Origin of the sequence: Acinetobacter guillouiae CIP 63.46 (assembly GCF_000368145.1) — a bacterium.
Lineage (GTDB): Bacteria > Pseudomonadota > Gammaproteobacteria > Pseudomonadales > Moraxellaceae > Acinetobacter > Acinetobacter guillouiae.
In genome coordinates this window covers 1069759-1090627 of the sequence record NZ_KB849283.1, presented here as the reverse complement: position 1 = coordinate 1090627, position 20869 = coordinate 1069759, and the positions used below count along the sequence as shown (strand labels likewise).

19 protein-coding genes and 1 tRNA gene are annotated in these 20869 nt (G+C 34.6%); 15 read left to right on the top strand and 5 right to left on the bottom strand.

What is annotated here, in order from left to right:
- Nucleotides 1-47 precede the first annotated feature (47 nt).
- Genes F981_RS10325 through epmB form a run of 3 tightly spaced genes read right to left on the bottom strand, consistent with a single transcriptional unit; the run spans nucleotide 48 to nucleotide 5049 of the window.
- Nucleotides 48-2285: an EAL domain-containing protein gene (locus tag F981_RS10325; RefSeq protein ID WP_004721252.1), complete on the bottom strand. Its 2238-nt coding sequence runs from the start codon at nucleotides 2283-2285 to the stop codon at nucleotides 48-50.
- On the bottom strand, nucleotides 2267-4018 hold the full coding sequence (locus tag F981_RS10320) for a hypothetical protein (RefSeq protein WP_034612070.1): 1752 nt from the start codon (nucleotides 4016-4018) through the stop codon (nucleotides 2267-2269). The genes F981_RS10325 and F981_RS10320 overlap by 19 nt, the downstream gene beginning before the upstream one ends.
- Nucleotides 4019-4032: 14 nt before the next feature.
- The gene (epmB, locus tag F981_RS10315; protein ID WP_004721248.1) at nucleotides 4033-5049 is read right to left on the bottom strand and encodes an EF-P beta-lysylation protein EpmB; all 1017 of its coding nucleotides are present in this window, start codon (nucleotides 5047-5049) and stop codon (nucleotides 4033-4035) included.
- A gap of 340 nt (nucleotides 5050-5389) precedes the next feature.
- On the opposite strand from epmB, the gene efp reads away from it, so the two are divergent.
- The 9 genes from efp (at nucleotide 5390) to F981_RS10270 (ending at nucleotide 14936) form a co-directional block, all read left to right on the top strand.
- Nucleotides 5390-5959, top strand: a complete 570-nt coding sequence (gene efp / locus F981_RS10310) for an elongation factor P (RefSeq protein WP_004721246.1) — start codon at nucleotides 5390-5392, stop codon at nucleotides 5957-5959.
- A gap of 399 nt (nucleotides 5960-6358) precedes the next feature.
- Entirely contained in the window at nucleotides 6359-8458 is a 2100-nt protein-coding gene (locus F981_RS10305) for a carbon starvation CstA family protein (RefSeq protein ID WP_004721245.1), read from the top strand.
- Nucleotides 8459-8490: 32 nt separating this feature from the next.
- On the top strand, nucleotides 8491-8793 hold the full coding sequence (locus F981_RS10300) for a YbdD/YjiX family protein (RefSeq protein ID WP_004721243.1): 303 nt from the start codon (nucleotides 8491-8493) through the stop codon (nucleotides 8791-8793).
- Between the two features lie 195 nt (nucleotides 8794-8988).
- On the top strand, nucleotides 8989-10014 hold the full coding sequence (locus tag F981_RS10295) for a 2-dehydropantoate 2-reductase (protein WP_004721241.1): 1026 nt from the start codon (nucleotides 8989-8991) through the stop codon (nucleotides 10012-10014).
- Between the two features lie 140 nt (nucleotides 10015-10154).
- Nucleotides 10155-11114, top strand: coding sequence for an AAA family ATPase (locus F981_RS10290; protein ID WP_004721240.1), 960 nt, complete (start codon nucleotides 10155-10157; stop codon nucleotides 11112-11114).
- A 12-nt stretch (nucleotides 11115-11126) separates the two neighbouring features.
- Complete coding sequence (locus F981_RS10285) at nucleotides 11127-12035, top strand: DUF58 domain-containing protein (RefSeq protein WP_004721237.1); 909 nt, start codon at nucleotides 11127-11129, stop codon at nucleotides 12033-12035.
- A 9-nt stretch (nucleotides 12036-12044) separates the two neighbouring features.
- Nucleotides 12045-14060, top strand: coding sequence for a transglutaminase TgpA family protein (locus F981_RS10280; protein ID WP_004721236.1), 2016 nt, complete (start codon nucleotides 12045-12047; stop codon nucleotides 14058-14060).
- A gap of 44 nt (nucleotides 14061-14104) precedes the next feature.
- Nucleotides 14105-14181: transfer RNA gene (locus F981_RS10275), tRNA-Val, on the top strand.
- A 494-nt stretch (nucleotides 14182-14675) separates the two neighbouring features.
- Nucleotides 14676-14936 (top strand): hypothetical protein, encoded by a 261-nt coding sequence (locus tag F981_RS10270; RefSeq protein WP_004721234.1) that lies wholly within the window; start codon nucleotides 14676-14678, stop codon nucleotides 14934-14936.
- 328 nt (nucleotides 14937-15264) lie between these two features.
- Here the strand turns inward: F981_RS10270 and F981_RS10265 are convergent, their stop codons facing one another.
- Nucleotides 15265-15732, bottom strand: coding sequence for a BLUF domain-containing protein (locus F981_RS10265; RefSeq protein ID WP_004721233.1), 468 nt, complete (start codon nucleotides 15730-15732; stop codon nucleotides 15265-15267).
- A gap of 39 nt (nucleotides 15733-15771) precedes the next feature.
- Complete coding sequence (locus tag F981_RS10260; protein WP_004721230.1) at nucleotides 15772-16221, bottom strand: BLUF domain-containing protein; 450 nt, start codon at nucleotides 16219-16221, stop codon at nucleotides 15772-15774.
- Nucleotides 16222-16788: 567 nt separating this feature from the next.
- Between F981_RS10260 and F981_RS10255 the strand changes: the two genes are divergently transcribed.
- From F981_RS10255 to F981_RS10230, 6 genes are all read left to right on the top strand, one after another.
- The gene (locus F981_RS10255; protein WP_004721229.1) at nucleotides 16789-17133 is read left to right on the top strand and encodes a hypothetical protein; all 345 of its coding nucleotides are present in this window, start codon (nucleotides 16789-16791) and stop codon (nucleotides 17131-17133) included.
- Between the two features lie 186 nt (nucleotides 17134-17319).
- Complete coding sequence (locus F981_RS23300; protein ID WP_004721227.1) at nucleotides 17320-17478, top strand: DUF1328 domain-containing protein; 159 nt, start codon at nucleotides 17320-17322, stop codon at nucleotides 17476-17478.
- 101 nt (nucleotides 17479-17579) lie between these two features.
- Entirely contained in the window at nucleotides 17580-17849 is a 270-nt protein-coding gene (locus F981_RS10245) for a hypothetical protein (RefSeq protein ID WP_004721225.1), read from the top strand.
- A gap of 23 nt (nucleotides 17850-17872) precedes the next feature.
- Complete coding sequence (locus F981_RS10240; protein WP_004721224.1) at nucleotides 17873-18073, top strand: hypothetical protein; 201 nt, start codon at nucleotides 17873-17875, stop codon at nucleotides 18071-18073.
- A 589-nt stretch (nucleotides 18074-18662) separates the two neighbouring features.
- Complete coding sequence (locus F981_RS10235) at nucleotides 18663-19274, top strand: NAD(P)-dependent oxidoreductase (protein ID WP_004721223.1); 612 nt, start codon at nucleotides 18663-18665, stop codon at nucleotides 19272-19274.
- 1263 nt (nucleotides 19275-20537) lie between these two features.
- Nucleotides 20538-20795 carry a hypothetical protein gene (locus F981_RS10230; protein ID WP_004721221.1) on the top strand — a complete coding sequence of 86 codons (258 nt, stop codon included), beginning with the start codon at nucleotides 20538-20540 and terminating at the stop codon, nucleotides 20793-20795.
- The last annotated feature ends 74 nt before the right edge of the window (nucleotides 20796-20869 follow it).

Genomic DNA, 20869 nt, shown 5'->3' with positions numbered 1-20869 from the left:
AAAAAGGTTGAGCATTTAAAACACTCAACCTTTTTTAGTATTAGAATTTATTGATCTTGAACATCAGTCAAGTGATCCAGTTTCTTTTGGAAATATTCACCTTGCAAGAATCTGACATCTACATTCCACGCATTTGCAAAAGAGTTCATATCATTTAGATTTTTCAATAGCAATTCAATTGGCTTGATTGCATGATATTTTTCAAGGGTATGCTGGAATTGCGTCATAGTCGCATCACTATTGAGCTGCTTTGTAAACTTCTCATCCAGCGTTACTAAGCTCACATCCAATTGTTTTAAGATTGCTTCACTTGAAATGCTCGAACCAAAACGTCGAATTGAAATTTCGGCACCATGATCACGTAAAACGCTAATTTGCTTTTGAGTTTCTAAGATATTTTTTGCAATATCTTCTTCATCAAATTGTAAAATCAGTGGATGAGATTGGCGGCTTCCAACAATGGTCAATAGTTTAGAAATAAGCTCAGGGAACTGTTTGTCATGGAACAGCACATGACGATTTAAATTGACGATTAATTTTGCTTCTGGATATTGAGTGATAAAGTTATGTAATTGCTTACATGCTTCAACTAAAATCCAGCGATCTAATTTAATTGAAAGTTCAATATCATCATCTAAATCAATTAAATTACTTACTTTTTTCCACTGATTTTCAAAAATAAAACCGCTACTGACTTCATAGGTATTTAAATTGCTATCTTGTTTGTCATAAAGCTGCTGGTATTTTAGCTGAATCTCACCTTTTTCAAGAGATTGAGCAATTTGACCAAGAATCGCGGAGGTTTTAAAGATATGTGGCGCTGGTGTTTCTTGAATTTGAACTTGTTTCTCTACAGCTGTATTTTCAACTTGAGGTTTTGGGGCAAATTCAATGGAGTTACTTTGCACTTGCAGCGGTTCTGCTTGATCTAATTTTGGTTCAAGCAATGACAATTCAATTTTAGTGTCCTGTAAAGTTGCCGTTAATTGTTGCTCGGATACAGAGTCTTTTTTTGCCAGACGATGATTATAAGCCTGTTCTAAAACGTCGTTAAAACTTGCTTCTGTAAAGCTGTTTTGCTGTATGTTTGAATAGCCAATCTTGATATTCAGTGGGTAAGTATGACCATCAATTTCCAATAATTGGGGCTTTTCTAAAGCATGCAGCCCATGAATACGAGATTCTAAAATGGTGTCAGACTCAGCTTGTAAAATCACAGCATACAACAACATATCAATTTGATATACCGTGGTATTGGTTTGTTCTTGAATAAAATTTTTAAAGCCATCTAAGTATTGAACGGCTGTTTTCCAAGGAGAAGTTAAAATATTCTCAGGACAAGCGGCAAAGCTAAACAGCACCAATGCATTCGATTTGGCAGGTTGGTTAATTAAAGCGTACTGAATTTTTTGCAAACTACTTGCAACAGCACTGATGTTTTTCTTATTCGATTCGGAGGATTGTGCTTGCGGTTTTTGACTTGCAGAATTGATTTCAATGGTGATTTGGATACAGTCTTCTTCATCTGAAGGCAGAAATTCAATTTTTAATGGATTTTCTGATTTAGCATTGCTATTCAGTGTATCAATTTCAAAACGTGCTAAATCAAAATTACCTTGAGAAATCTTTTTAAAACGTTGTTTAAAATCATTGATATTCTTCGGTTTTAAAATATCTAATACAGGCAATCCGATAATTTCTGCTTCATCTTTTAGACCAAACAATTTTAAATATTCAGCATTGGCTTGGGTATGGATACCTTCCTGAATTAAGGCAATCGCTTTATGTTGTTCTTCAACCAAGGCTTGGGCTTGATTCTTTGCACTTTCAAGATCGTTTAAAAGGTGCTTTTTCGCTTGTAAGGTACGGCTATATGACAACGCACGGATTAAGCTAATATAAAAACGATCGGTATATTCTAAATTAACGACATCATAGATGCCTTTTTGAATATAGGATTGATATTGGTTGGTTTGATAATCTTCAGGTTCTAAGAACAAAACAGGCAGATCAATATCAGCAGAGGCTTGAATCAAGGTAATAGCTTGCTCAATCTTGATGTCATAAGCACGACCAAAAATAATCAAGTCCCATGAGGTATTGAGTTGTTTTTCAAAACTTTTTAAATCATCCAATAAAAGCGCTTGTACTTGATGATTCTTACTTTGAAAAAGATCAATAATTTGATTATAACGAATCTGGTTATCATCAATAATGAGTAATCTAGTTTCAGAGAGTTTTAATTTTTTCGATAATAATAAATTTCTCACTTTAAAGCTTCCCATACATCTTGATTATTCAAATTGGCAGATTGGTGTTGAATGAATTGATCAATGCGGTCATTTTCTTCATCATTGATCAATTCAAATTCGTACTGAATAAAGCTCTGGGTAATTAACAATGTTTTTGTTAAATACACCTTAATTTCTTCAGTGTCTAAACGTAGATAAATTGCTTGTTGTTCTTTGAAGAACGGTAAATTTGGCAAAATAATAGAAACATTGGATTCATTTAAATTTTGCACTTGAACCATAAGGCAAGGGTGGTAGTTAATCGTCGAACGATCAGCTGGAACTTTTACTGCACATGGGTAGATGTCTTGAGCTAAAACCTCTAAACCCACTTCATAGGTTTTTTTAACCGATTGTTTGATCCAACGAATGATCGCACCTTTCCATTTGTCATTGAGGCTTTCGTTGACCAAGATAAATTCACCCGTGCGTAAATTTCGTGGGGTTTCATCTGACCAGCGAATACGATAACCGTTTACACTAATATCCAGTACTTGGGTTTGATAGATCTGTTTTGCTTCACGGTCTAAAGTTTTGATTTGTCCTAAGTTCGATGCTGTGCTTGAACCTGTTGAAATCGATGAATGAATATTGGACTCAGACTGAAATGCATAATTATTATTTAAATTAAGTGTTTCATAGAAATTTTTAGCTTTGGATAAATAGAAGTGTGCGGTTTGTAAGCTAAAACAAATTTGAAGTTGTGCAGAGTATTCATAACGCTCATGTTGACGTTCAGTTGTTGTACCCAAGACATTTTGTACATGAAATTTTAAGGCAGCAGATAAATAGATTTGTTCATTTTTAGACAGATATTCGTCTTTATGAATCGTTGAATTAATATGTTCGAGCAGATTCTGTGTAGAAATATACAAAGAAGTACGGAAATTCGCATGTTGTTTGCGATTATAAATTGGTGGAACGTCTTTAGAGCCATCAATCACATAACGCGATAAGCTGGTTTCTCTTGGTAAAATTTGGATCAGTTTGACCCAATCAAAAGTACATTGATAAAGTGCTTGTGTTTCTGAAGGGCGAATCTGGTGCGTATTAAAAATATCCAAAAGCAGCACTTGCGCATAGGCTTGCTGGATATTTTGAATGGTAAAGTGTGTACCTTGTAATTGGTTGATATTGATATTAAATTCTTGGTTTTTAACCGCAAGCTCATAAAGATGATGTGTAGTGAGCCATTGATGGGTCAATGGACCACTGTAGAGCATTTGCTGTTGAACCAACAATAAACCAAGTTGTTCTAAAGCATAAAAGGTTGCAAGTGTACGGGCTGTTTGTAAATTTCGTTTTTGTTTGAAATTAAAAAATGAGAATTTATTTGAAACCAGTGTCTGATGACTTCTTCGCACAATATTGATATAGACGTTGGCAAAATAGGTACGAATTCTAGAGGATAAATCAATAATATGTTCAATACGCGCATTTTGAGAAAGACCTTGATTTAAGATGTTTTTTTCAAGGCTTGATAAAATGCTTTCGGTAATTGGGTGTAAAACTTGAATTAAATCGAAGCGTAGCATTTCGCTACAATCGAGTTCGCTGATTTCACAAATGGCTTTTAAGACCGACTCTGAGGTATCGCCAAGTTGCATAATAGATAGTGTGGCCACCCATGCATTAACAGATGCCACCGAATTTTCTGCAAAACTTAGACTTTCTCGTTGTAGAACCGTGATATTTTGAAAAATTTCTGAAATTTCTTTATTTATCATGAGCATTTCAACTCTTAAAAGGTTGTGACTCCAAACAGCGGTGTTTTATTATTTTCTCCCGCGACTTCTCGAACCAATTTAGGAACTAGATAACCCGGTAAACTGGCCAATACATCCTTATAAATCTGATCAATTTTTTCCGCCCCTAAATCGAAATGATGCGCACCTTTTACTTTATCTAAAACATGAAGATAATACGGTAAAATTTGTGCTTCAAAAAGTCGTTGACTCAAATTAACGAGAGTTTGTGCAGAATCATTCACACCTTTAAGTAAAACGGCTTGATTCAACACAAGAATATTTTGTTTTGCTAAATGAGATAACTTTGCACAGGTCAAATTATCTAATTCTGCAGGATGGTTCGAGTGTACCACTAGAATTACACGTAGCCTACTGTTTTTCAATAAAGAAACCAGCTCTTCATCGATTCTTTCTGGAATTACAATTGGAACGCGTGAATGAATTCTCAAGATCTTAATCTGACTGAGAGATTCTAGACGTTCTATCCACGTGGCTAATTTTCGGTTAGATAAAGTTAATGGATCGCCACCACTTAAAATCACTTCATTGATTTCAGGATGAGCTTCTAAATAGCCTTTAATGTTCAACCAGTCTTCATTTTTAGGTAAATTTTCTTGGTATGGAAAATGACGACGAAAGCAATAACGGCAATGCACGGCACATGCACCAGTGAGGGTCAGTAAAAAACGTGATTTATACTTATGTAAGACCCCAGCAATTTGATTGGCTTGTTCTTCATCAAGTGGATCTGTGACAAAGCCTTCGTGTTCTTCCATTTCTAGATGATGTGGTAAAACTTGCAGTAAAAGTGGATCTAGGGGATTGCCAACTTCCATCTTTCTGACAAATGCACGGGGCACACGTAGTTTAAATTGTCCAGACGCAAGGATTGCACCAGACAATAACTGTGCTTTAGAAAGTTCGAGTATTTCTAACAGTTCTAATGGGTCAGTAATTAAATCACTGAGTTGAGATTGCCAATTTTGCTCTTGATATAAGTAATTTAACATGCCACGTGCGATAAATAGTTGAAGATAGGGGAAAGCGGGTGGTATTGCTTGTTCAGATTGAATCTGTCAGGTTCAATCTGAAATGTTTCACTGGAAAAATGCTTTCAGTACAGCTGATTTGTATTGAACAGCTGTGAATCACCAATGAATCGAAGATTTTACCCTCAATCTGACCGAACATGGGTAATTTTTCATTGCTTCACGATGTATTGCTCATTTAGAATACGAAAAATGTAAAATACATTCTTTGCTGTTTGGAATGATCACTGTCACAAATCGGGTGATTTGCTGATAGCATCGCAGTAGAGATTTAAATTAGTAAGTTCGGAGTGTGCCTTTCATGGCCTATTATTCTACAAATGATTTCAAAGCTGGCCTAAAGGTTATGCTTGATGGTAACCCATGTTCAATCATGGAAAACGAATATGTAAAACCAGGTAAAGGTCAAGCGTTTAACCGTGTAAAACTACGTAACCTAAGATCTGGCAAAGTATTAGAAAAAACTTTTAAATCAGGTGAATCTTTAGAAGCAGCTGATATTGTAGAAGTAGAAATGGATTATCTCTACAACGATGGCGAATTATGGAACTTCATGGATCCAGTATCTTTCGAACAAATTGCTGCTGATAAAGTTGCAATGGGCGATGCTGCAAAATGGTTAAAAGACGATTCAAACGAAAAATGCACAATTATGCTATTTAATGGTATTCCATTAAACGTTAGTGCGCCAAACTTCGTTGTATTGAAAATCGTTGAAACTGATCCAGGTGTACGTGGTGATACTTCAGGTGGTGGTGGTAAACCAGCTAAACTTGAAACGGGTGCAGTTGTACGTGTTCCATTATTTGTACAGCAAGAAGAAAGCGTTCGTGTAGACACCCGTACTGGTGATTACTTAGAGCGTGCTTAATCATTTTATTGAAAAATGATGGCGCTGAGGGATGATGAAAATCATCCCTTTTTTATTGTGCATAAATTGAGTTGGTATACGGCTTTTTTAAAAGTACACGCCTTTATAAAAATAGCGAACATCGGCTAAATTTTCGACTAAAGTCGTAGATCGACAGCCTATAATTAATAGTAGAGTCAGAGAGTCAGATAATTACATTGATGATAAAAATAACAAAGTCGCGATTTAAGTCATTGTGATGTCATGCTAATAGTACATATTCAGACCAGTTTTAATGCCAAAGTCTTAGATGAAAACAAAAAAATGAGGAGTAGAGTCACCAAGGAATGAGTCACGGAAATGCATTACGCTTTATAAAAACAATGGAACTGCTTTTTGTAATCAAGATGTGAGGTTTTAATGGAAAATATTCAAACAAAATCATCACCCTTATCAAAATTGATCTGGGTGATTGTCGCCATAATTGGTGCAGTATCTTTTGGAATACTTGCAGTCAGCAAGGGTGAGCATGTCAATGCGGTTTGGCTAGTGCTTGCAGCGATATGTGTTTATAGCATCGCATATCGTTTTTATAGTTTATTTATTGCGACCAAAGTTTTTGAACTGAATTCTCGGCGATTAACACCAGCACATCGTTTAGCAGATGGCTTGGATTATGTCCCGACCAATAAATATGTACTTTTTGGTCACCATTTTGCTGCTATTGCAGGAGCGGGGCCATTGGTTGGGCCTATTCTTGCTGCCCAAATGGGTTATTTACCAGGAACAATTTGGCTTCTAGTCGGGGTTGTTCTTGCTGGTGCAGTTCAGGATTTCTTGGTTTTATTTATCTCTACACGACGAGATGGGCGCTCACTTGGTGAAATGGCAAAGCAAGAGCTGGGTTCATTTGCTGGTGTGGTGGTGATGCTTGGTGCATTAGGTGTGATGATTATCATCCTTGCTGTATTGGCACTGGTAGTGGTGAAAGCACTGGCACATAGTCCATGGGGTGTGTTTAGTATTGCAGCGACGATACCGATTGCCTTATTTATGGGCATCTATATGCGTTATATCCGTCCGGGCAAGATTGCAGAAGTTTCTATCATTGGTTTTGTGTTGATGATGGCTGCCATTGTTTATGGTGGAAATGTTGCTGCTGATCCTTATTGGGGACCATTTTTCACATTAACAGGAACACAACTTACTTGGGCACTCATCATTTATGGATTCGTGGCTTCGGTTCTACCTGTTTGGCTGTTATTAGCACCACGTGATTATTTATCAACATTCTTGAAAATTGGTGTAATTGCGGGTTTAGCAGTGGGTATTATTGTTGCAATGCCAATGTTAAAAATGCCGGCTGTTACGCATTTTGTTGATGGTACTGGTCCTGTATTTGCTGGATCCATGTTCCCATTCTTATTTATTACTATTGCTTGTGGTGCGATTTCTGGTTTCCATGCCTTAGTCTCGTCTGGAACTACTCCTAAACTGATTGATAACGAAGTCAATATTCGTGTCATTGGTTATGGCGGTATGTTGATGGAATCATTCGTTGCAATCATGGCAATGATTTGTGCAACAGTGCTTGAACCGGGTGTTTATTTTGCGATTAATGCGCCAGCGGCAGTATTGGGTACTACAGTAGAGAGCGCAGCAGAAGCAGTACGTACACTTGGTTTTGTGGTTACACCTGAGACATTGAGCTTGCTGGCAAAAGAAGTGGGTGAAAGTACGATTCTTTCGCGTACTGGTGGTGCGCCAACATTTGCAATTGGTATGGCTCACATCATCACGGATATTTTTAATAATCGTTCAATGATGGCATTCTGGTATCATTTTGCGATCTTATTTGAAGCGCTGTTTATCTTAACCGCTGTCGATGCCGGAACTCGCGCATGTCGTTTTATGGTACAGGATACGGTGGGTATCGTTGTTCCAGCACTTAAAAACTCACACAACTTTGTGGGGAATATGATCGGTACAGCGGTTGCTGTTGCTGGATGGGGTTTCTTTGTTTATCAAGGTGTAGTCGACCCACTTGGTGGTATTAACAGCTTATGGCCTTTGTTTGGTATCGGTAACCAAATGCTTGCGGCAATGGCTTTGATCTTGGGTACAGTGATTTTATTTAAAATGAAGAAAGAGAAATATGTATGGGTCACCATTATCCCAACAATTTTCTTATTCATTACCTGTATGACTGCGGGTTGGCAAAAAATCTTCCATACCAATCCTAAGATTGGTTTCTTGGCTCAGGCGGATAAATTTTCAACAGCAATTGCCAATGGTGAAATTTTAAAACCTGCCAAAACACTTGAAGAAATGCAAACCATTGTATTGTCCAATCAAATCAATGCTGCACTGTGTGCATTCTTTATGGTTGTTGCGATTGTGATGCTGTTTGCTGCTATTGGCGCAATTCGTCGTGCATTGGCAAGTCCTACACCAACAGTAAATGAAGCTCCAGCGGTGTATGCAGATCCTGAAGAAGTATCTGTTTCTAAATCACACTAAGTTGATATTACAGATAGAGTGAGAGGTGAGTGATGAAGCTTAAATTTGCTCAAGGTGGTAAAACGGTGATTTATAAAATCATCAAGATGACCATCATGTCGCAAAAGGAGCTAATTTTTAATCCTAAAAATTGGTCTAGAATTGCAACATTATGGACACGCTTACAGCAAAGTTTCCGTTTGATGGTGGGTGTTCCAGATTATCAAAATTATCTGGAACACATGAAAAAGCATCATCCCGATATGGATGCAATGGATGAAAAGACTTTTCATCGCTATTGTGTAGATGCCCGCTATCCAACGGCTGGTGGAACAATGAAGAAGTGTCCATGTTGATAGAATGTACCCGTTGATTTAAAGCTTAAATAGAACGGCACTTGGGTGCCGTTTTTTTTTGAATATGAGCGAAGCGATTTATCGGTTTAACGCAATAACAGTGTACTTCATGATTAGACTTGTCGGATAACTGACAGTTGGCAAAGACTAACTCCGCTAGAATCATCTAATAGATATAAATGAAAGGAGACTGCTATGAAAATCTGTATTTATGGTGCGGGTAGTATTGGATGCTATATTGGCGGTCGATTAGCAGCGGTAGGTGTTGATGTGAGTTTTATTACACGTCCTCGTGTATATGAAGAATTGAGGAGGTCTGGTTTAAAACTGACAGATTACACTGGTAAAACGATAAAAATCGCGGCAAATGATTTACAGCTCAGTGTTGATCCTAAAATAGTCACAGATGCCGACATTATTTTTGTATGTGTAAAATCGGCTGCGACTGAGCAAGTGGCCAAGGAACTTTATGACAACTTGGGTGTTCACAGGCCCTATATTGTGAGTTTTCAAAATGGGTTGAGTAATGTTCCAATTTTAAAGCGGATTTTAAAGCATCATCGGATTTTAGAAGGCATGGTGCCTTTTAATGTTGCATTTCAAGAAGTTGGGCATTTTCATCAAGGGTCATCTGGTGCGTTGCATGTGAAAGCATATACACAGCAACAGGATTTAGCCAAGCTTTTTAAACAAGCTGAATTAGAGATTGTTTTTGATCAGGATATGCTTGCGGTGCAATGGGCAAAGATTTTGCTGAATTTAAATAATTCAATCAATGCTTTATCAAAGTTACCGTTAAAACAACAATTGTCTAATCATCAATATCGACAATGCCTTGCTATGGCGCAACAAGAAACTTTACATCTCTTAGATTTAGCACAAATTAAGCCAGCAAAACTCACAGCAATTTCGACACATCTATTGCCTAAAATAATCAGTTTGCCCAATTTCATTTTTAAAATATTAAGCCGTAAAATGTTGGCAATTGATCCCTTGGCGCGTTCATCTATGCAAGATGATTTGATGGCAGGGCGAACAACAGAAGTGGACTGGATCAATGGGGAAGTTGTTCAGCTCGCCCAACAGTTAGGTAAACAAGCACCTATCAATAAAACCTTAATCGAATTGATTAAACAGGCTGAAATTTCAGGAAGTGAATTTTCAATTGGTGCAGATGATTTAAAAACAAAGTTAAAACATGCCGCAAAATTAAAAGTGTAAATTTTGGCTGATAGGGGAAGCTATAAATGTTGAAGTGTATTCAGCAAATGAAAATAAGGATTTATCGCAGTCAAGATTGAGTATTCCTTAAAACCGTGTATGTTAAGGAAGTTACAATAATTTTATTGGGGAAATAAAAGGTGATTTGGGGAACAACACAAGTAAAAGCATCAGAACAACATAGCACTGTATCAAATTTAGACCTCACTCAGTTTTATCCAAAAATTGATGATTTTTTAAGTCAAATCAACCAAATTATTTTAGATAAAAGTCATCAGACTAAACTGGCGTTATGTAGTCTATTGGCTGGCGGACATTTACTTTTTGAAGACTTACCCGGACTTGGAAAAACCACCTTAGCCAGCAGCTTGTCACGTTTAGCAGGTCTCGATTTTCAACGGATTCAGTTTACCAATGATATGCTGGCAAGTGATGTGATTGGGATCAATATGTTTAATCAAAAAGAACATCAATTTGAGTTTAAACATGGTCCAATCTTTACCCAAATTCTGCTTGCAGATGAAATTAACCGCTGTAGCCCTAAAACCCAAAGTGCTTTGCTTGAAGCAATGGAGGAGGGCAATGTCACTATAGATGGTACACGTTACCCTTTACCACAACCATTTTGGGTGATTGCAACACAGAACCCACTTTTTCAAAGTGGAACCTATAGTTTGCCAGAGTCACAACTTGATCGTTTTTTGATGCGACTGTCTTTAGGCTATCCATCACGCGCAGCAGAAAAATTATTATTACAACAAAACTCGCGACATGATTTGATCGAAAAGTTGCAAGCGATTTTCCAACATCAGGAAATTTTGCAATTACAATGTGTGGTAAATCAAATTACATTGAGTGATGTTGTTTTTGAATATATGCTTGATCTAGCAGAAGAAACACGTAAAGGTCGTCATGGCTTATCTCCACGTGGATTACTGGCGTTAAAAAAATCAGCACAAGCCTATGCCTTGATTGAAAAAAGACAATTTGTAATTGCAGATGATGTACAAGCAGTGTTTGTTGCTGTGGTGTCGCATCGTATAGGATTAGGTGAATCTGAGACACGAGCACTTATGCAAAAAGTTCCTGTTAAGGGCTAATTGGAAACGCTTATGTTAGGTCAACGATTTGTTAAATGGCTGCATCTTCGGTTTCGCTATACAGGAATCCGTACACTGAAACAAAACCAAGTGTTGGTGTTTATGTACCAACAAGGTTTTTTGTATCTGGTCCTTATTCTGATTACTTTTATCGCTGGGATTAATTATGCCAACAATTTAATTCTTGGTTTTTGTTTTTTAATCAGTGCGATTTTATGTATTAGTTTCTATCTCAGTTTTAAACAATTACATGCGATTACATTAGATGTGGTTGTTGATGAAGTGGGTAAGGTCAATGAAGTTTTTAAGGTGAGAGTTAACCTACAACAAGACCGTGCTACGCCTAAGTTTTTAAACTTTAAAATTGATGAACAATTACAATCTTTTCTATTTGAAGAAAAACAACAAAGTTTTGAATTGAATTTTATTCCACAACAACGAGGGGAATTTTCAGTTCCTCCAATTCAAATTTACTCCACCTATCCGCTTGGTTTAGTGCGGGCATGGACCTATATCTATTTAACTGACAGTTACTGGATTGCCCCTGAAGCGAAGTCTTTAACGCATCAATCACAGAATTATTCCAATACAGGTGAGCCTGATTTAGATGAATTTAAAGAGTTAAGGACTTTTAAATCAGGTGATTCATTGCAAAGCATTTCTTGGAAACAGGCCGCGCGTGGACAAGGATTATTTGTAAAGCAATTCGATGATTTGGTTGATACCCATGCGATGCAAATTGAATATAGCAAAATGCCAAGCGCAGACCATGAAGAGAAGCTAAGTTTTATGATGGAGTTGGTCGATCGATGTCATCAAACGGAAACGCCGTACAGCATCATTTTACCACATGCACAAACTGAAAACGGGATTGGAGAACAGCACTATATTCATATCAAAACCTTATTGGCGCAAGCGTGAGGATGAACAATGAATAAATCGATACAAATTTCAATTTTAGTTGTGCTGAGTTTGATTTGGCTGGCACAACTGGCTTATATGCCTGTGGCATTGTCTATTTTATTCCTCATGAATATAGTGGCTTTGGCACTGTATTATGACAAAACCAATAAACATCAAGTCTATAATCTGCCTCGATTCTTTGCACAAACCCCAAAATTAGTTTTTGCACTTTTAGCCTTACTTATTATTTACTTTGATTCCCGCACTTTTTTAGGCGTAGAAGCAGGTACAGCGGTTCTCTCCACATTTTTATTTGCGAAAGCACTAGAAACCAAATCAAAGCGTGACTTTATTATTCTTTTTAACTTTGCTTTGTTCGTCAGTGCCAGTTTATTTTTACACAGCCAAGCCTTTTGGATGGCACTGTTGGTTTTATGTTGTTTAATCAGCTGTTTGGTTGGACTGTATCGTGTACAAATCGCCAATTTTGAAATAGAGCAACCTGTTTTCCAGTCACTTAAAAGTGATTCATTGCATATTCTTAAATTTATTGCTTTGGCACTGCCATTCTTTGTTTTACTGTTTATGTTTTTCCCGCGTTTGCCACCACTTTGGCAAATCCCCATTCCCAATAATAAAGCGGTAACGGGATTAAGTGATCGCATGTCACCGGGTGATATTGCTGAGCTTTCACAGTCAAGTGCATTGGCATTTCGAGTTATTGGCAATATGCAGCAATTGCCAAATCGTAATGAGCTGTATTGGCGAGCGATGGTGCTTGATCGTTATGATGGTACAACGTGGACAAGTGAGTTTGCCAATAAACAGGTAAAAGCTTATTCCAAGATCGCAGGGCAGATTGATGGATTTCATTATCAATATCTTGCCAGTGATCCAAGTCAGCAATGGATTACCGGTTTGGAAAAGTCCATTCCAATAGAACAACGTTTTGAGTTACACCAAGATTGGTCGATTACACCTAAACGACTGGTACAGCGTACCCAGCCAATTGAATTGCAGTGGGTGGGGAATCGGGTTCGAGATATTCAGGATGCACATTTTGAACAGATGATGCTGAAAAATAACCTCAGTTATCCGAAAAAGAGTGATCTACAAGCCCAGAAGTTTGCTTTAAATCTGTATCAGCAGAGCCAGTCTAATCCTGAAGCTTATATTCAGAATGTATTGAACTGGTACAAGAAAGAAAAGTTTGTTTATACACTTGCACCAGGAAGGTTGGGGAATAACCGCGTTGATGAGTTCTTGTTTCAATCTCGGCAGGGGTTTTGTGAACATTATGCCTCAAGCTTTGTCTTGCTGATGCGTTATGTTGGAATTCCAGCGCGTGTGGTCACAGGCTACCAAGGCGGTGAGCTGTCTCCTGATGGTCAAAGTTGGGAAGTACGCCAGTTAGATGCACATGCTTGGGCTGAGGTTTACCAACACGGGCAATGGCAACGTATTGATCCAACAGCCATCATTGCACCAATGCGTATTGATCGTGGTATGCAAAATGTGATGAATGACGATCGTTCGATTTTTGGTGATGCAGGTTATTCAAATTTGCGTTTCCAGCATTCATCGCTGCTTAGAACGCTGCGTGTTTGGAGTGACTATGCCAGTTTTCAATGGCAGAGTAAGGTTGTCGGTTACGATGCAGAGAAGCAAAGTGGCTGGATGAAGAAGCTTGGCTTAACATCGGCTTATAGTTATGGTTTGGTTTTAATTTTTGGAATTCTTGGATTACTGTTGATCTATTGGGGTGTGACGCAATTTTGGCGTACTCGTCAAATGTCGGGGCTTGAGCGAATCATTGCTCAATTTAATCATCAATTATCTAAGGTTGATCAAAAAGCTGAATCAGAAACCTTTCAACAATGGATGCAGCGTTTAGCCTTACAGACTGAACAAAAACATCTGTTTGAGCAAGTGAATCAGATTTTTCAAAAAATTGTCTATTTAGGTAATGAAAATCAACAGGATATTCAAAATATCAAGAAATTGCTTAAAGAGTGTGCGAATGCATTAAAAGTAAAGAAATAAGGCTTGTCATCTTATTAAAAAATGAATAATATTCTCAGCACTTCAGGTGTATAGCTCAGTTGGTTAGAGCGCTACGTTGACATCGTAGAGGTCTCCAGTTCGAGTCTGGATATACCTACCAAGATTTTTAAAGACTTATAAGTGATTCAAAAGCTTATAGGTCTTTTTTTTGCTTTTGTTGCATCTCTATTATACGTGAATTCAGAAAAATTGCAGAAAATGGAGGTATATTCAACATGTTTGCAATAAGTTAGCAACAAAATAAAAATATCGAGATCATGTGGCAATTTTTGGTGTCTTCAAGTCAAGTACAAACATCTTCGTGATGCTGGAACAGGAGATACCTTAGAAGAGTGTATTATTGTTAGGACTCATAGCATACACGTGCGACTTTAAATTAGGTTCTACTATATTGAATTTAATACGGATTAAAATCTATTCACGTTATTGAGATATTACTCAATAATCTTTCCACCTTAGCTTAAATTTAACTTACATATATAAAGATATATGTACATTTAATCATTAAATTACATTTTTAAAAAAATCATAATAAAAAAAAGAAATAAAAATGAGTTATAGTCTAAATGATTTTAAATTGCAGGAATCACACTATTGAGTATTCATGAAATAGTACTTCAAGATGATAAATTTCATTTACATAAACTTGTCAAAGTTAAAGATAGTATTTATGACCCAGTCAAAAAAGATGAATCTACTTTGTGGTTTTGGATTTACTCAGACACATCTGAATTTTTTTACTTTGAATTATGGGATGAACTTGATCATGCAAGAATAAACGAAAATATTAATTATAAAAATTGTAACTTTAAAGTAGTTAGTATTAATAATAACAATAAAATAAATTACTCATAAAACTTAATTATATTAAAGATAAATAATTTTCATAATAATTTAAAACATGTACCTAAGGTAAAAACGATTTAACTTTATCTATTTAGGGATGGTAACAATACATTTCTATAGATATAGGAAATTAAAAGTGAAAACTTAACAAGCGGCCAACAAGAGATTAATCCATTCATTAACTAGTCTCGATTTGTAATGGCGCTGGGAAGCTTGTCACTTTTTTAAATTAGTGAAAGCATTTATATCTGGTGAATCAGAGCAACTGGGTTCGAGTCAATCAGTCAAACTTTAAAATTCTTTAAAAGAGAGGGTCCATAACCCTCTCTTTTGATATTTAAAGAAATGAGGAGATTCCTCGTTGATTTAAACCGACCTTTTTACGCACTCGAGTTTGCTTTTCTTTCAAAAGCTCATTTAATAAGCTATTTAAATGAACGTCATTGAGAGCCGCTTGCGTAAATGAGTCATAGCCAAGCTGATTAAAAAATAAATCAACTTTTGAGCACTTTTGCACGTATTTCATTGACCAGTTTTTAAAACTAATTTTGTCAATATCCATGATTTCAAATTCTATAATGCTATTATGCCTAGCGTCATTTTTTATACTTTGAAATAACGCTTGAACTATAGACTTTTCACCTTCAAGACATTGAAAAAAATGATTATTGGCATAATATAGAACGCCAAAAATTTTATTTTTTCCATTAAAATCACGCGCAGTATTTAAGATAGCATTTAAATCTTCAATAAGGTCATTGGCTAATTCATTTCGAGTACTCGCATAGCACAATCGAATTAGCATACATCTTTCCTCAAGTTACGTAGATTCGTATAAAAAATCTTATTCATTGAAATCAAAATTATATGGCTCAATAGCGTATTCACCCGCTAAAAGGTCGATAAAAGAAGGGATCGTCTCACTAGAAAGAAGAAATGGATTGAAATCATCACGATGATTTTCTAGGAAAAAGTCACCAAGTCTTTTATTGACAGGGGCAAATTTCATATTCCAATGCTTAAACAAACCTATGTCGCATTTTTCGTAATATAAAATCTCACAGTTTTGATGACGTTGATCTTTTAAAATTTGATTATAGAACAGATCATCAACTTTACTTTTATGTCCTTCAAGACATTGAACAAAATATCCATGTCCATAGTAAAGAACGCCTGTGATTTCATTGCGAGAGTTGAAATCAACAGCTGTGTTAAGAATTTCTATCAAATCATTCTTAAGATTTGGATGAGTACTCGTAGCTTTACTTGCATATAAAACTCTTACAAATTCCATTAGAAGGCTTCCACGATAAATAATTACTTCGAACTAAGTGCTAACGCTTTAATTTTATTAATAAGCTTTATGTATTCACATAGAAAGATTAGTAACGATGACTACAATACATTGATAATTAATCAAAAGCTAACAAATCGTACCAATGGGTCGAAACATGAAATGTAAAGTTTTTTAACACTGTTTGAGTGTTTTGTTACTTTACAAAACAAATTGAGCCTATTGTTAAAATTAAATATTTGAAAATAATATATTTAATTTACATATTTTGAATTTTATGTGGTTAAAAAATATACAAATGTAAGAAATTTCTCACAATCATGTAAGCCATGGATTATATCGCTAAATTTCATATTATTTATACTGCCTAGATACACCACAAGTGCTCATCATTATTATAAATCTGAATCTTAATTTAAGGTGATTGTCGCTAACGCTTAAATTAAAAAAATTCGTTATAAAATTGATGTGCTAAATAAAAAGTGTTGTGTATTGGGGGAGTCTTCCCCCTTAGTCGGACAACTAAGGGGGGAGCATTTTTATAAATATGAAATAAGAGGGGATGAAATGCAAATTTTAAAAAATATTGTTATTTTTATTGTCTCTGTTTTAAGTATTTCATTGCTCATTATTATTTTTGATCAATTGGGGATGAATAAGAAATTCAACTTGTTTTTATCAGCTTTACTGTATGGGGTATTGATCACAATTTATTTACAAAAGGTATTCCTAAGCCTATCTTTCTTTTTAGGGTTTTATAGCCTTTTATTCATGATAAGTTACTCTGTTGAAGTCATCATCATGCTTTTTATTTCTTGTTCTGTATTATTCATGATAAAAATGATTATGCCTAAATTAAAGGATACACGCGTCGATCGATATTTTATTCTTAATAAATTATATAAAAAGTAAATTTTAGCAATTACTATTTTTAAAATAGTAAGTTGATCTTAATTGTTATGCTTAAGTTTTAGTGTTATTTTAAGTGAAAATATATTCTAAACTAGAACATTTTAATCACATAAAATAACACTCGAATTAAATTATTAATTTATAGTGTTATTTTAAATCAAAATATATTTTAGGGAGTACTATATTATGTTTCGTTGGGCGATTATATTTGCTGTAATAGCACTTATAGCGAGTCTTTTAGGATTTGGTGGTGTAGCAGGTCTTTCAAAAGATTTTGCAGTTATTCTATTAGTCGTAGCTGTTATCCTTACTGTGATTGGTTTTATTTCTCGTGGAAAGGTATAGTCATTATAAACCATCTAACGGTAGAATTTAGTCATTCTATCGTTAGATATAATGAATTTGAAAATACTTAAATTACTTAATAAATTTGAACTGAGCATATTATGAAAAATATTAACTATGATTTTGTTTTAGAACAAATTTATAATTTTTTACTTTTAAGACCTGATTTTAATAGCAAAACAAATTTTGAGAAGATCGCTGAATATTTCAGAGCTTTAAATGAGGGCACAGATGATGAGTTTAATTTTGAGAAACCAAACAAAATCTCGGGTAAATTTGGCAGTAAAAAAAATATAGTAATAGTCAACGCACCAGAAATAAATAATAAAAATAAATTTTTGGAATGGGTTGATCGGCAAATAAATCTATAAGGTTTTTGATTAAGGGTATCTATATGCATCATAGACATAAGCGCAAAAAAGCAACATTGATTTCAGAGTGGTCAACTGATCAAGACTGCTATTTGATTGAAAATAGTTCATTACCTATTGAAATATTAAAAGATTCATTATCATTCTCTGAAGAAGAAATACTTGAGAGAAAGATGCAGTTAGGATTAGTTCGCCAGCAACGACAAATGATGAGAAGCACTTGAATCAAATATTCTAGCTTCTCAATTCTTTTTTATAATTTTAGCCTTAATTTAATCGGTCTAAAGTGACTAAGAGTTACCTCATAGAATATCTTAACTAATCAAAACTACATCCTGAATATAAGATGCTACACTCTTGGTAGGTAGTTTTTAAAGATGCAAAAATTTAGGGCTGTGTGTTTAGCTAATCGAAGTGAATAATCATAACGTTTTTCTGTTTATTGGCCACCTTTAATAGGGTCAGCTAAGGCAACTCAGCCATCTTAGTAGGTATATTTTAAAATAAGACACAAGCTTTATTTAAGTGAAAGTCAGTTACTAAAATCATTGTATTTAAAAATAAATACCTATACATGAGAGCTATTAAAAAGTGACATTGTTTACATGATTTTGACAGAAAATAAACTTAAATAATAATTTAAAATAGAGCTATGCAGGTGATAATGGGTTATCAATCTTAATCTATAAATTGTTAATTATTTCATATGTAAATTATTTATAAAATTTTAAACATTATAAGTTTTATATTTAATGGTTTATAAAACTATTTGATTAAGATTTTTGAATTATCTTAAATAAGTGAGGAACGATTATGAAGATTGCTTTAATTGGTGCAACAGGTATGGCGGGTTCACGTATTTTAGAAGAGCTTGTTTCACGTGGTCATTACGTTAAAGCCATCGCACGTAATACACATAAAGTACCTGATACGGAACGTGTTTTATCCGTAGATGTGGACTTAAATGATCATGAAGCGCTTGTTGAAGCTCTAAAAGGGCAAGATGCCGTGATAAGTGCTGTTCCTTTTCATGGCTTAGATGCGAATGCATTGATTAACACAATTCGGGATTCTAAAGTTAAGCGTTATTTGGTTGTTGGTGGTGCTGGTGGACTGACTATTCCCAACAAAAATGTACGCTTATTGGATACGGATGATTTTCCTGCCGCGTATAAACCTGAAGCAGAAGCTGCTGTAAATTTCCTTGAAAAACTTAAACAAGTCGATGATATTGAATGGACTTTTATATCACCTTCGGCTGAGTTTGCTCCAGGTAAACGTACAGGAGAATTTCGTTTAGGAAAAGATGAACTTATAATTGGTAAAGATGGCAGTAAAATTTCAGCTGAAGATTTTGCAATAGCATTATCTGATGAAATTGAAAATAACAACCATATTAATCAACGTTTTACTGTTGGATACTAAGAAATGTATAAAGGCCCTCGTTTTGAGGGCTTTTTTCTATAAAAATTAAATTGATGATTTTAGCATTTTCTAGACTTATTTGTACTCATAAGTGTTTTATTTTAAATGTTTTTTAATCGTTGCTGAAGAACATTCTATTTATATTGAATAAATATAACTGTATAGTTTAATTGAATTAAGGATTACAAATTTTAAAGATTGTGTTTAAAAGTTGAATAGACAATACATGTAATATTTTTATGATGATAAAACAGTTAATTATGGTTAATAAGGTGTCTGATAAATCATTATGAATTACATTAGTGGTCATAATTGATATAAATAAGACTAAAATTAGAATATAGAACTTGCTATTGATATATGGATTTGTCATGAAAAACTCTTTTTTGAATTGTTATACCATAACACTTTTATGTATAGACTTATATGTTGGAAATGTTATGAAACAAAAAGTACTCTTTTAAAAAATCTATTAGTTTCTTAGTTCAATCAGTAATTTTTTATTTATATGTCGATTAGTTATGAGAATTTTAAGATATTGTTATGGTAGTCTCTAAATGAGTCTTGTATAAAAAATAGATTAATGCGTGAAGATAAATGATTTATTGTCATTGGTTTTATAACCATCATCCCTAGCTGTGTAAATATTAATTCATTTAAATCAATGATATTTTTGATTTTGTTGTCATTTGAAGATGTATTATTTTCCGTGCTTTATTCATCAAACTTATATTGGATCACACTTGGATTGGGTCATACTTGGATTAGTGCTGAGTAAAATGATCTGAACAGTTACAACCATTGTAGGTAAGACTTTATTTTTACATTTTAGACTTCTTCATAAGTCCTTTAAAAACCACAGATCAACATAAAAGCCCCCTCATCCTCGCTTTCTCTCAAAGGGAGGAGGAACTTTCAATACCAATATGATTCACTCCACATGATTATTTTTTAATTTATGAAAGATCTTTTTAAGAACTGTGTTGGTATAAATATATTGGGAAATATAAGAATAGAAGAAGAAAATAAGTGAAAAATTAATTTTTATTGGTATGAAATCTCAAAATGGTAGAAATTTCAAAAGAATAGTAGTTGATTTTCAGCCTGAATTTGAATTAGTATATCTATAAAATACGATATAGTGAATCGTAACTTAAGAACTAATGTCTGGATAACTGATCTTTCTGATAAGTTAAAGAGTATTTGGGTGGTAGGTACGAAATTCTTTATCGGTTATGACAAGCGATTTAGGAAAGAGGGTATATGCACAAATTTTCAAAAATTGAGCTGGTAACAAATCATTTAACTAAAGCGCTAGAGGATTATCTAAAATTAAAAATGAGTTGTGATGGCGTATATACACAGACGACAAAAACAGAAGATGAAAATTATAAAATTGAAGTCGTTATTGATCCACCAAGTGATGTTTTAGAAACCTTTAAGAATATAGCACATGATATTAAAGATTATTTAGATGATATTGATTATAAAGGGAAATTTGAGTTTAAGTTTATTGTGTAGTGATATTTAGATTACATGCAATATGTAAGATTTTCATTGAAGTAAACTTCGTATTTTTTACTCGCTTTGCATGA